Consider the following 13217-nt stretch of genomic DNA (forward strand, 5'->3'; position numbering starts at 1 on the left):
TTATGCCACCTCTGCTGTTTGTTGAACACGGTTAGCTTTATCAACCATCACTTGGCCATCAAGTAAGCGCACTAAACGGTCAGCATAATTGCCTTCTTTTTCTGAGTGGGTAACCACAATTACCGTGGTACCTTCGCGATTTAGCTCACGCAGCATCGCCATGACTTCATCACCATTTTTTGAATCAAGGTTACCCGTAGGCTCATCCGCTAAAATAAGTTTTGGGTTGATCACAAGTGCTCTGGCTACTGCTACACGTTGCTGCTGACCACCCGATAGCTGCTGCGGTAAGTGATCTGCTCTATGGTCGATTGCAACACGTTTTAAGATTGCGTCTACTCGCTGCTTACGTTCACTTTTTGAGATATTTTGATACTGTAATGGCAGCTCAACGTTTTCAAATACTGTTAATTCATCAATTAAGTTAAAGCTTTGAAAAACAAAACCAATCGACGCTTTTCTAAGTGTCGCTAATTGCTTTTCACCAAACCCTGCGATGTCTTCACCTAAAAATTCAAAACTGCCTGCCGATGGCGAATCCAACATACCTAAAATAGAGAGTAATGTTGATTTACCACAGCCAGATGGCCCCATAATGGCAAGAAACTCGCCTTCGTTTACATGTAAGTTAATGTTATTAAGTGCTGTTGTTTCAACATCTTGAGTACGGAATACGCGTGATAAGTTAGTTAATTTAATCATTGTTATTATCCTTAAAATTGTAGTTGTTGTGCTTTATCAAAGTTGCTGTAGCTAGAGGTGATCACGCGATCTCCGGCGCTTAGGCCACTTAACACTTCATAATAGTTTTGATTCTTTTTGCCAAGACGAATGTCTTTTCGTACTGCACGATTGCCATCTTTTTCCATGACATAAACCCAGTTACCTCCTGAGCTGGTAAAAAATGCGCCGCGCTCAAGTAATAAAGCAGTACCTTTGCTATCACCTAGCATCAGCTGCACATCAAGACTTTGTCCGCGTTTTATGTTGCTCGTGCCGTTTGGTAAATCGACTTCAACCTGAAACTGTGATTGCTGAACACGACTATCAATTTTGCTAACTGTTGCCGCAATTTCGCCTTGCTCGTGTTCAATAAGCACTTGCATACCTGTTTGAACTTGGCTTAGGTAAAACTCATCTAGTCGCACAACTAGCTTGTATTCATTAGGAATATCAATTTGCCCTAGGCGAGCACCACGGCTTTTTGATTCACCAATTTCAACATCAAGCTCACTTAAATAGCCATCGGCAGGTGCTGTTACGAGTAGGTTTTCAAGGTTCTTACGCGCAAACTGTAGGTTTTTCTCTAGCATGTCGGCACTGTCTTTTAACTGAGCTACCTGAACTTCACGAATGCTGTTTTCTTGCTTTTGACGCTCAAGGGTTAGTTCTTTACGCGCTTTGTAATACGCTAAATCTTCTTTAATTTCAGATAATTGCTCTTGTGCTAACACACCGGTTTTCACTAGCGGCTGAGTCTGTTTTAAGCGACGCGATAAATGCGTAATTTTAAGATCGATTTCAAGTAAATCACGGCGTAAGTTTAAACGGCTGGTTTCCATATTCATTTGCGTGTTACGTAAAAAGTTCAGCTGCTCAGTCACCTGTGCTTCACGGCTCATTACATCAAGCTGCAAATTGGTATTGCTTAAACGTACAAGGGGTTGGCCTTTTTTAACAAACTCACCTTGCTCAACAAGTCGCTCTTCAACTTGGCCCCCGGCAATGGTGTCGAGGTAAATAGTAGTACGAGGCATAACCTGACCACGAAGACTTAAAGCATCAACAAATTCACCTTGTTGTACTGTGCTAATCGTTAAGCTTGTCGCGGTTACTTGCTGACTACGACCTGTTTGCTCAGTTTGTGTGAAACCATAAGCTGCTGCCGCAACAGCTAAACATGCTGCTGCAATTACTGATTTCTTAAAAAGTGCTTTGTTATTTGAGCGTGTAATTTTCTTATCCATGTTGACGCCTTTAAGTTATCTAGGTGCTAATTACCTATAGATAAAACAACTCTTGTGCCAATTTTTATTTTCATTAAATTACAATGACTTATATAAAAACCAATAAAAGTGCATATAATCAAGTGTCCGCTTATAGAACACTTCGAAAATCATATATAGTCCATAAATGGACACTGTTCCTCTTTTCAATTAGTCTTAGTGTTCTTAAAAAGGAATAATAATAAACAGCTATGAAACAAGCAGGATCAATTCTTATCGTGGATGATAACGCCGACGTACTTATCGCCGCACGACTACTTCTAAAACAACATTATCAGGTTGTAAAAACCACAGATAACCCCTTTGATATCGAAGGTATCATTAACGCACAGCATGAGGCGGATCAGGCCATAGATGTTGTGTTACTTGATATGAACTTCACGCAAGACTCAATTAGCGGCAAAGAAGGGTTCTACTGGCTAAAAAAAATAATGAGCCAAGACGCTAACATTGCGGTACTGCTTATGACGGCCTATAGCGATATTCAGCTAGCTGTAGAAGCAATTAAAGCAGGTGCCTCTGACTTTATTGCCAAGCCTTGGCAAAATGAGCAATTACTCGGTGCTGTAGCGGCGGCATTTTCACACGCTAAAGACAAGCAGCAAGTTGGTAAGCTCACAAAACAAAAGCAAGCCTTGCAGCAATCCATCGGCAATCAACCATTTGAGTTTTTAGGCCAAAGTAATGCAATGCAGCAGGTTTTTTCGGTTATCGACAAAGCAGCCAACACGGATGCCAACATATTGATTAGTGGCGAAAGTGGCACAGGTAAAGAACTCACAGCACATGCAATACATAGGGCGAGCCAGCGCCAAAACCAGCCCTTCATAAGCCTAGACATGGGCTCACTGGCCGAAAGCCTGTTTGAAAGCGAACTATTTGGCCATAAAAAAGGGGCATTTACTGGCGCGAAAGAAGATCGCATTGGCCGATTCGAACTTGCCAATGGTGGTAGTTTATTTTTAGATGAACTAGGTAACTTACCGCTTAACCAACAAGTTAAACTGCTTGCGGCACTACAAAACAGGCAAATAACACCGGTTGGTGGCTCTAAAGTCATCGATATTGATATTCGTTTGATCTGCGCAACAAATGAAAACCTCGAACAAGCAGTTACTGAAGGCAAGTTTAGGCAAGACTTACTATACCGTGTTAATACCGTAGAGATCCGTTTGCCAGCTCTGCGTGAGCGCAGTGAAGACATTCCATTACTGTGTAACTACTACTTGCAGCACTTTGCACATAAATACAAACGTGAGCTCTCGATTGCAGCATCTGATATGACACGTTTAAGTCAGTATCATTGGCCAGGCAATGTCCGTGAACTTGCCCATGCAATTGAGCGAGCAGTCATCCTCTCTGAAGGCTCAGAGCTCGATATAAGCTCAGTGATAAGCTCACCCAGTACCACTGTTAGCACAAATGAGCTCCCTACAAGCGCCACAGACTACGACACCTTTGATCTTGAAATCATCGAACAGAGAACCGTTCGTGCCGCTTTAAAGCATTTTCAAGGGAACGTGAGTCATGCAGCAAAAGCGCTCGGCCTAACACGCGGAGCCATGTATCGTCGTTTAGAAAAATACGGACTTTAATCGATGCGAAATTTCATTAGCTTAGCCAGCCTATTAGCTGCATTAATAGGTTTATCAATTACTTTGTTTTGGCAAGTAGAGCAAAGCGGGTTTTCTGCAATTTCGGTAGTTTTAGTAATTTTAAATTTGGTATGTGCCGCGCAAATTTTTAATTTATTTAAACGCCAAACAAGGCGTGCAGATATTGTTTTTCGCGCTTTAGCAAATGGAGACAGCACATTAGGCTTTGGCGACCAACACCCTATGCAGCAGCAATTTGAGCAGGTTAAACAACAAATTCAGGCTGCGCGTTTTAATGCAGAGCAACAAGCCCAGTTCTTACAAGCGCTATTAATTCATATCGATTTAGCAGTATTAGTGTGTGATGAACAAGGCAGTATTATTGAAAGCAATCCAGCGGTCAGTCGTTTACTTGGACAAGCTGTAAAGCACATCGATGATTTAGGTGTAATAGCAAACCTTGTCCAAGGCGCTAAACAAAGTAGCCGTAATACCGTGCCATGGCAAAATGGTGAGCAGCACGATACGTTATCTGTGCAGATCAGTATTGCCGAAATCCAAGGTAAAGTTCGTAAAGTGATCAGTTTGCAATCTATCCATGATCAGCTGCAATTAAAAGAGCAACAAGCTTATAAACGCCTTACCAAAGTACTAACCCATGAAATTGCTAATTCGATTACGCCACTCTCTTCACTAGCACAAACTTGTACGGCGCTGCTGCCAAATGAGCTTTGTTTTGATGATCAGGAAGATAAACAAGACCTGCAACTTGCCTTAACAACACTGGCATCGCGAACCGAACATTTAGGGGAGTTTATAGCGCAATTTAAAAAGGTTAGTAGCTTACCCACCCCACACTTACAACCACATATTCTGGCAGATCTTGCCAAGCAAGTTGTCGCTCTACACTCACAACAGGCTAAGCAACTTAATATTACTTTGAATTTATCGGTGCAAAGCCAGCAGTTAGTAATGATAGATAGAGGCCAAGTTGAACAAGTAATAATAAACCTACTTAAAAATGCCCTTGATGTACTAAAGCAGTTAAATAATCCAGAGTCAGCAAAGTGCATTGAGGTAAACATTGCGCAAAATGCTAATCAGCAACTGTATTTAGAGGTCAGCGACAATGGAACTGGCATTAGCGATCATGTGATCGAGATGATTTTTGTGCCATTTTTTACTACCAAGCAACAAGGCTCAGGAATAGGCTTAAGTTTATCGCGCCAGATCATGCTCAATCATGGTGGCGATTTGGTATATATCAAACGCCAACAAGGAGCCTGCTTTCGCTGTGTGTTCGGTTAACTTACATCGTTAGAACAATTACTTACAATTTGCTAAGGCGCTGTTTGGTATCATCTACCCATTAAAGTTTAATGGATTAACTAATATGAAACCTACCCTCTTGGCGCTCTTCGCATCACTTGCCTTTGTTCCTGCTACAAGCTTTGCTGGCATTTATGACAGCCCAGATATGAACTTGTTTGTTAAATCAGAGCATAATAGTACTGATTCAATCACCTCGGCAGGCATCGAATTTATGACTAAAGCTAACCGCAGCAATTTCGGCGCAGCATTTACAACTGCATTAGGCTCAGCTGAAGTGTTTACTAAAAAAGGTGATCGGGAAACATTTCTAACCTTAGATAGCGGCATCAAATTTGGCTATTTCAGTGACTTTTTTGCCTATGGCGAAGTGGGCATAGATTTAATAGAGCTTGCTGTTTACGACGACCGAGATGACCATGATTACAGCGACCGCTTTGATGACGACCACAATAATATTGATGGCTATGTGGGGGTTGGCTTGGGAGTGGATTCAAAGCCGTTCAGAATAGAGATCTATGCTAGAGCCCGAGAAATAGACAGCCGCTATTGGGAAGCACAAAACCATGGCTACGCTGGGTTACAAGTTAGTATTTCGTTTTAATTTCAATTGGGTGAGTAAGTTAGCGAGCTGTTAATCTAATGGTCATATTTAACTCACCTTATGTTAAGCTTAGGCGCTTTAGTTTACCCGCACCTAAGTTAATGGAGTATTTTAATACGTGTTTTTAAATCGATTTTTAGGCCTTGTTGTTGTTTCTCTCATTGTAACAGGCTGTCAGACTGCCCCTGAGTCTCTTCCCGAAAAGAAGCCTACCATCAAAGCCAATCCAGGTACTGTGGTTGCAAACACTAAAACAGCACAAGTAGACGCGGTTACACCGCTAAAACCGAGTGAACTTGATGACGTATGGCAGCGTATTCGCATTCAATTGCAGTTTAGCGATTCAAGCCACCCAGATGTGCAAAAACGCATAGCTTGGTACCTTACTCATCCAAATTACATGGAAGAAATAAGCCGCCGTGCAGCGCCGTATTTGTATCATATCGTTACAGAAGTAGAAAACCGTGACTTACCAATAGAACTCGCCCTGATGCCACTTATAGAGAGTGATTTTGATGCCAGTGCCTATTCACATAAACATGCTTCAGGTTTGTGGCAGTTAACACCCTCTCTAGCTAAATATTTCAAAGTAAAAATTACCCCTTGGTATGATGGTCGCCAAGATGTAATTGACAGCACACGTGCAGCTCTCGATTTTATGGAATACCTTTATAAACGCTTTGATGGTAATTGGTATCATGCTATTGCTGCCTACAACATTGGTGAAGGACGAGTGCTACAAGCTATTGCTCGTAATAAAAAGCAAGGTAAATCGACTGATTTCTTTAGCTTGAAACTGCCATCACAAACTAAACACTACGTGCCTAAGTTACTTGCTGCAGCACAATTATTAAAACATCAAAAAATGGTATTCCCTGCCATTAAAAATGAGCAGGCCATTGCGACCTTACCCGTGACAGGTGCTGTGATCTTGGCAGATAAAGCAAAGTGGCAAGAGCTTGAAGAGCTAAACCATGGTGTTATCCGTTACCCTGCTGTAATTGATGCGCCGCATATTGTGGTCCCGAAAGAGCAGCAAGCACATTATCAAACCCTATTAGCTAACCAAAAGAGTAATGACTTTAGCCAGTGGCAACATTACACAGTCAAACGCGGTGATAGCTTAAGTGTGATCGCAAAGAACTATAAAGTAACCGTTAGCCAACTCAAAGCTTTCAATAACTTAAAAACAAATACTATTCGTATAGGCCAAAAGCTTATATTACCGCAACTAGCTGATCAACAAATCGAATACAAAGTGAAATCTGGCGACAGCCTTTGGAAGATAGCTAAACAATACAAGGTCAGTATCACTAAGCTTAAACAATGGAATAACCTTTCAAGAGATAGCTTAAAAGTTGGTGAAAAGCTCACCGTATTTATTTCAAACAGCTAATAGCTCAAACAGGGAGAAATACTCCCTGTTTCTTTTTGTATGCAATTTAATCTGCATGTTTTATAGTCTATAAAAAACAACAAATACAAGACTATGGACAATCAAAAGCAGGATATCATTAAATCAAATAATAACTCAGATATAGTATCCACAAATTTGAGCGCACAACCAAGCAACACAAATAAGTCCGAAGTTTGGTTGACCAACGAGCGGCTAAACCTTTTTCTCGCATTGTGCGCTATTATAATTTCAGCAGCCTCCTTTTATGCCACTTACTTACAAGCCAACGCCGCAGAGCGGCAAGTAAAAGCCGCAACCTGGCCATGGCTCGAAGTGATGACGGGGAATTTCAATGAAGAAAAAAATTCTGAAGAAATTACTTTTTACATTAAAAACTCAGGATCAGGCCCAGCCATTATTAAATACGTTAAATTCTTCCACGATGAAAAGTCGTATACAGAGATATTTGAAGTAATAAAAGACTGCTGCTTTGATATTTATGCTTATGAAGCACAGTTAAATGAACTGCAAAAAGAGTCAACTGACATCAATTTCTTTGAAACTTTTGGTTGGTTGTACACCGGCGTTAGTAATAACCGATTATTAGCCTCAGGCGCTGAACTTAATCTTTTTGGTTTTAAGAGAACTGGTTTCAATGCAACTCAGTGGGACAAGGTAAATAAGCAACGCTTTAATATCAAAACTGAGATCTGCTACTGCTCGTTGTTAGAACAATGCTATCTAAGCGACGGCCGCGGCGATGTGAGAGAAATACAGCAGTGTGAGTGACAACGAGCTATCAGCTTTCAGCGCGGTGAAGGTGTTTGATGCTGTGCCTTCCTCTGCCGAAGGCTCTAGGCAAAGTGTACTTGTAGGAATGGCTTTAGCCATGAATGTGTTTGTTTAATTTATTCGGCACTGAAGTGCCTCCTACGGGGGGTTGCTGAGGGTGACTCTATTACCAAATTCCCCCGTAGTTCAACTGTTCTCTAATATCTGACGTCTGATATCTCTGTGTTTCAGCTGATGTCTGAAAGCTGTCAGCTCCAAACGCAAAAAACCCCGACTCTTTCGAATCGGGCTTTCTTTAATTAGGAGCCTGGCGATGTCCTACTTTCACATGGCAAATGCCACACTATCATCGGCGCTGTTTCGTTTCACTACTGAGTTCGGCATGGGGTCAGGTGGGTCCAAAACGCTATTGTCACCAAGCAAAATGTGTTGTAAACGCGATATAAAATCGCGACTACTAAATTCGGAATGCTGATTGTAAGTAAATTCTACTTTAGTAATTTAACTTCTGTTTTGCGTTGTTACGCTGCCACAAAACGCGTTTGGCGTTGTATGGTTAAGCCTCACGGGTAATTAGTACAGGTTAGCTTAATGGCTCACACCACTTCCACATCCTGCCTATCAACGTTGTAGTCTTCAACGGCCCTTCAGAGACTTTAAAAGTCTAGTGAGAACTCATCTCGAGGCCTGCTTCGCGCTTAGATGCTTTCAGCGCTTATCAGTTCCGAACGTAGCTACCGGGCAGTGCCATTGGCATGACAACCCGAACACCAGCGGTTCGTTCACTCCGGTCCTCTCGTACTAGGAGCAACCCCTCTCAATTCTCAAACGCCCACGGCAGATAGGGACCGAACTGTCTCACGACGTTCTAAACCCAGCTCGCGTACCACTTTAAATGGCGAACAGCCATACCCTTGGGACCGACTTCAGCCCCAGGATGTGATGAGCCGACATCGAGGTGCCAAACACCGCCGTCGATATGAACTCTTGGGCGGTATCAGCCTGTTATCCCCGGAGTACCTTTTATCCGTTGAGCGATGGCCCTTCCATTCAGAACCACCGGATCACTATGACCTACTTTCGTACCTGCTCGACGTGTCTGTCTCGCAGTTAAGCTGGCTTCTACCATTACACTAACCGTACGATGTCCGACCGTACTTAGCCAACCTTCGTGCTCCTCCGTTACTCTTTGGGAGGAGACCGCCCCAGTCAAACTACCCACCAGGCACTGTCCGTAATCCCGATCAGGGACCAACGTTAGAACATCAACACTACAAGGGTGGTATTTCAAGGACGGCTCCACAAAGACTAGCGTCTCTGCTTCAAAGCCTCCCACCTATCCTACACATGTAGGGTCAATGTTCAGTGCCAAGCTGTAGTAAAGGTTCACGGGGTCTTTCCGTCTAGCCGCGGGTACACAGCATCTTCACTGCGATTTCAATTTCACTGAGTCTCGGGTGGAGACAGCGTGGCCATGGTTACACCATTCGTGCAGGTCGGAACTTACCCGACAAGGAATTTCGCTACCTTAGGACCGTTATAGTTACGGCCGCCGTTTACCGGGGCTTCGATCAAGAGCTTCGTCCGAAAACTAACCCCATCAATTAACCTTCCGGCACCGGGCAGGTGTCACACCGTATACGTCATCTTGCGATTTTGCACAGTGCTGTGTTTTTAATAAACAGTCCCAGCCACCTGGTCACTGCGGCTCCCGTCCGCTTAGAGAGTAAATCTCATCACAGATAGGAGCGTACCTTCTCCCGAAGTTACGGTACAATTTTGCCTAGTTCCTTCACCCGAGTTCTCTCAAGCGCCTTAGTATTCTCTACCTGACCACCTGTGTCGGTTTGGGGTACGATTCGGTATAATCTGAAGCTTAGAGGCTTTTCCTGGAAGTATGGCATCAGCAACTTCACACCCTTGGGTGCTCGTCTCGTATCTCAGTCTTAAGAGTCCGGATTTTCCTAAACTCTCAACCTACTTACTTTCACATGGACAACCAACGCCATGCTTGCTTAGCCTGCTCCGTCCCCCCATCGCAATTATACCAAGTACGGGAATATTAACCCGTTTCCCATCGACTACGCCTTTCGGCCTCGCCTTAGGGGTCGACTTACCCTACCCTGATTAACATGGGATAGGAACCCTTGGTCTTCCGGCGTGCGGGTTTTTCACCCGCATTATCGTTACTCATGTCAGCATTCGCACTTCTGATACCTCCAGCAAACCTCCCGGTTCACCTTCAACGGCTTACAGAACGCTCCCCTACCACTCAAACAAAGTTTGAATCCGCAGCTTCGGTGCATAGTTTAGCCCCGTTACATCTTCCGCGCAGACCGACTCGACCAGTGAGCTATTACGCTTTCTTTAAAGGATGGCTGCTTCTAAGCCAACCTCCTGGCTGTCTGGGCCTTTCCACATCGTTTCCCACTTAACTATGACTTTGGGACCTTAGCTGGCGGTCTGGGTTGTTTCCCTCTTCACGACGGACGTTAGCACCCGCCGTGTGTCTCCCGGATAGTACTTTACGGTATTCGGAGTTTGCAAAGGGTTGGTAAGTCGGGATGACCCCCTAGCCTTAACAGTGCTCTACCCCCGTAAGTATTCGTCCGAGGCTCTACCTAAATAGATTTCGGGGAGAACCAGCTATCTCCCGGTTTGATTAGCCTTTCACTCCTAGCCACAGGTCATCCCCTAACTTTTCAACGTTAGTGGGTTCGGTCCTCCAGTTGATGTTACTCAACCTTCAACCTGCCCATGGCTAGATCACCGGGTTTCGGGTCTATACCTTGCAACTCAACGCGCAGTTAACGCTCGCTTTCACTACGGCTACCCTAATCGGTTAACCTCGCTACAAAATATAAGTCGCTGACCCATTATACAAAAGGTACGCAGTCACCCTCGAAGGGCTCCTACTGCTTGTACGTACACGGTTTCAGGTTCTATTTCACTCCCCTCACAGGGGTTCTTTTCGCCTTTCCCTCACGGTACTGGTTCACTATCGGTCAGTTGGGAGTATTTAGCCTTAGATGATGGTCCACCTATATTCAGTCAAAGTTTCACGTGCTCCGACCTACTCGATTTCACTTAGATTGCATTTTCGTGTACGGGACTATCACCCTGTATCGTCAAACTTTCCAGAATGTTTCACTAACACAAAATAAGCTTAAGGGCTGGTCCGGTTTCGCTCGCCGCTACTTCCGGAATCTCGGTTGATTTCTGTTCCTACGGGTACTTAGATGTTTCAGTTCTCCGCGTTCGCCTCTTACACCTATGTATTCAGTGCAAGATACCTGCAAGCAGGTGGGTTTCCCCATTCGGAAATCCTAGTCTCAAGCGCTTTTTACTAGCTTGACTAGGCTTATCGCAAGTTAATACGTCCTTCATCGCCTCCAACTGCCAAGGCATCCACCGTGTACGCTTAGTCACTTAACCATACAACCCAAACGGGTCTTTGTTAGTGACAGCTGTTAACTTCGCCAGAAGTTAATTCATCAAATAATGATGAGAATACTAAAGTAGATACCAATTAATCTGTCGATTAATGGCATATTTTTTACTTTTGAAAACTCTTTATAAATAACAATGTTATCTATAAGAATTTTAATATCAGCTTTCCAAATTTTTAAAGAGCATATTAATTAGGTAAACCAAGCGGTTTAGCTAACTAACAATCATCTGTGTGGACACTACGAACAAATAAGTTCTAAATCGTATAAGGAGGTGATCCAGCCCCAGGTTCCCCTAGGGCTACCTTGTTACGACTTCACCCCAGTCATGAATCACTCCGTGGTGAACGTCCTCCCGAAGGTTAGACTATCCACTTCTGGAGCAACCCACTCCCATGGTGTGACGGGCGGTGTGTACAAGGCCCGGGAACGTATTCACCGCATCATTCTGATATGCGATTACTAGCGATTCCGACTTCATGGAGTCGAGTTGCAGACTCCAATCCGGACTACGACGCACTTTAAGTGATTCGCTTACCCTCGCAGGTTCGCAGCACTCTGTATGCGCCATTGTAGCACGTGTGTAGCCCTACACGTAAGGGCCATGATGACTTGACGTCGTCCCCACCTTCCTCCGGTTTATCACCGGCAGTCTCCTTAGAGTTCCCGACCGAATCGCTGGCAACTAAGGATAGGGGTTGCGCTCGTTGCGGGACTTAACCCAACATCTCACAACACGAGCTGACGACAGCCATGCAGCACCTGTATCAGCGTTCCCGAAGGCACCAAACTATCTCTAGTAAGTTCGCTGTATGTCAAGTGTAGGTAAGGTTCTTCGCGTTGCATCGAATTAAACCACATGCTCCACCGCTTGTGCGGGCCCCCGTCAATTCATTTGAGTTTTAACCTTGCGGCCGTACTCCCCAGGCGGTCTACTTAATGCGTTAGCTTTGAAAAACAACTCCGAAGAGTCGAGCTTCTAGTAGACATCGTTTACGGCGTGGACTACCAGGGTATCTAATCCTGTTTGCTCCCCACGCTTTCGTACATGAGCGTCAGTGTTGACCCAGGTGGCTGCCTTCGCCATCGGTATTCCTTCAGATCTCTACGCATTTCACCGCTACACCTGAAATTCTACCACCCTCTATCACACTCTAGTTTGCCAGTTCGAAATGCAGTTCCCAGGTTGAGCCCGGGGCTTTCACATCTCGCTTAACAAACCGCCTGCGTACGCTTTACGCCCAGTAATTCCGATTAACGCTCGCACCCTCCGTATTACCGCGGCTGCTGGCACGGAGTTAGCCGGTGCTTCTTCTGTAAGTAACGTCACAGCTAAGTGCTATTAACACTTAACCTTTCCTCCTTACTGAAAGTGCTTTACAACCCGAAGGCCTTCTTCACACACGCGGCATGGCTGCATCAGGCTTGCGCCCATTGTGCAATATTCCCCACTGCTGCCTCCCGTAGGAGTCTGGGCCGTGTCTCAGTCCCAGTGTGGCTGATCATCCTCTCAAACCAGCTAGGGATCGTCGCCTTGGTAAGCCATTACCTTACCAACTAGCTAATCCCACTTGGGCTGATCTTATGGCGTGAGGCCCGAAGGTCCCCCACTTTGGTCCGAAGACATTATGCGGTATTAGCAGTCGTTTCCAACTGTTGTCCCCCACCATAAGGCACATTCCCAAGCATTACTCACCCGTCCGCCGCTCGACGCCAAAGGAGCAAGCTCCTCTTCGTTTCCGCTCGACTTGCATGTGTTAGGCCTGCCGCCAGCGTTCAATCTGAGCCATGATCAAACTCTTCAATTAAAAGTTTTTTGAAACCGAAGTTTCGTGCTCAATGAATTCTGTATAAATTGACTATATAGTCACTCATAAGAAATTGAGACTCTAAATTTGTTTGCTCCACTTAGTAAACTAAGCGTCGCTGTTAGAACCCAACCTGTACGAGTGCCCACACAGATGATTGCTTTATATTGTTAAAGAACGTTGCGACGTTGTCGCTAGGGATGCGTATAATACATCCTTAAATTTTCGAGTCAACACT

The 13217-nt window shown here is 44.5% G+C and carries 7 protein-coding genes and 3 rRNA genes; 5 read left to right on the plus strand and 5 right to left on the minus strand.

What is annotated here, in order from left to right; genetic code table 11:
* Complete coding sequence (locus LY624_RS17250; protein ID WP_063528939.1) at window positions 1-702, minus strand: ABC transporter ATP-binding protein; 702 nt, start codon at window positions 700-702, stop codon at window positions 1-3.
* A gap of 11 nt (window positions 703-713) precedes the next feature.
* On the minus strand, window positions 714-1967 hold the full coding sequence (locus LY624_RS17255) for an efflux RND transporter periplasmic adaptor subunit (RefSeq protein WP_341803595.1): 1254 nt from the start codon (window positions 1965-1967) through the stop codon (window positions 714-716).
* A gap of 230 nt (window positions 1968-2197) precedes the next feature.
* On the opposite strand from LY624_RS17255, the gene LY624_RS17260 reads away from it, so the two are divergent.
* From LY624_RS17260 to LY624_RS17280, 5 genes are all read left to right on the plus strand, one after another.
* Complete coding sequence (locus LY624_RS17260; RefSeq protein ID WP_341803596.1) at window positions 2198-3601, plus strand: sigma-54-dependent transcriptional regulator; 1404 nt, start codon at window positions 2198-2200, stop codon at window positions 3599-3601.
* Between the two features lie 3 nt (window positions 3602-3604).
* Window positions 3605-4909, plus strand: a complete 1305-nt coding sequence (locus tag LY624_RS17265; RefSeq protein WP_341803597.1) for a sensor histidine kinase — start codon at window positions 3605-3607, stop codon at window positions 4907-4909.
* Window positions 4910-4994: 85 nt separating this feature from the next.
* On the plus strand, window positions 4995-5534 hold the full coding sequence (locus LY624_RS17270) for a hypothetical protein (protein ID WP_341803598.1): 540 nt from the start codon (window positions 4995-4997) through the stop codon (window positions 5532-5534).
* Between the two features lie 118 nt (window positions 5535-5652).
* The gene (locus tag LY624_RS17275; protein ID WP_130150852.1) at window positions 5653-6930 is read left to right on the plus strand and encodes a LysM peptidoglycan-binding domain-containing protein; all 1278 of its coding nucleotides are present in this window, start codon (window positions 5653-5655) and stop codon (window positions 6928-6930) included.
* A gap of 93 nt (window positions 6931-7023) precedes the next feature.
* Complete coding sequence (locus LY624_RS17280; protein WP_341803599.1) at window positions 7024-7719, plus strand: hypothetical protein; 696 nt, start codon at window positions 7024-7026, stop codon at window positions 7717-7719.
* A gap of 308 nt (window positions 7720-8027) precedes the next feature.
* Here LY624_RS17280 and rrf read toward each other — a convergent pair.
* From rrf to LY624_RS17295, 3 genes are all read right to left on the minus strand, one after another.
* Window positions 8028-8142, minus strand: a 5S ribosomal RNA gene (rrf, locus tag LY624_RS17285).
* Between the two features lie 132 nt (window positions 8143-8274).
* A 23S ribosomal RNA gene (locus LY624_RS17290) occupies window positions 8275-11157 on the minus strand.
* A 281-nt stretch (window positions 11158-11438) separates the two neighbouring features.
* A 16S ribosomal RNA gene (locus LY624_RS17295) occupies window positions 11439-12979 on the minus strand.
* The 16S, 23S and 5S rRNA genes sit together here, the layout of an rRNA operon.
* Window positions 12980-13217: the final 238 nt, after the last annotated feature.

It is taken from the genome of Pseudoalteromonas sp. N1230-9 (assembly GCF_032716425.1).
Lineage (GTDB): Bacteria > Pseudomonadota > Gammaproteobacteria > Enterobacterales > Alteromonadaceae > Pseudoalteromonas.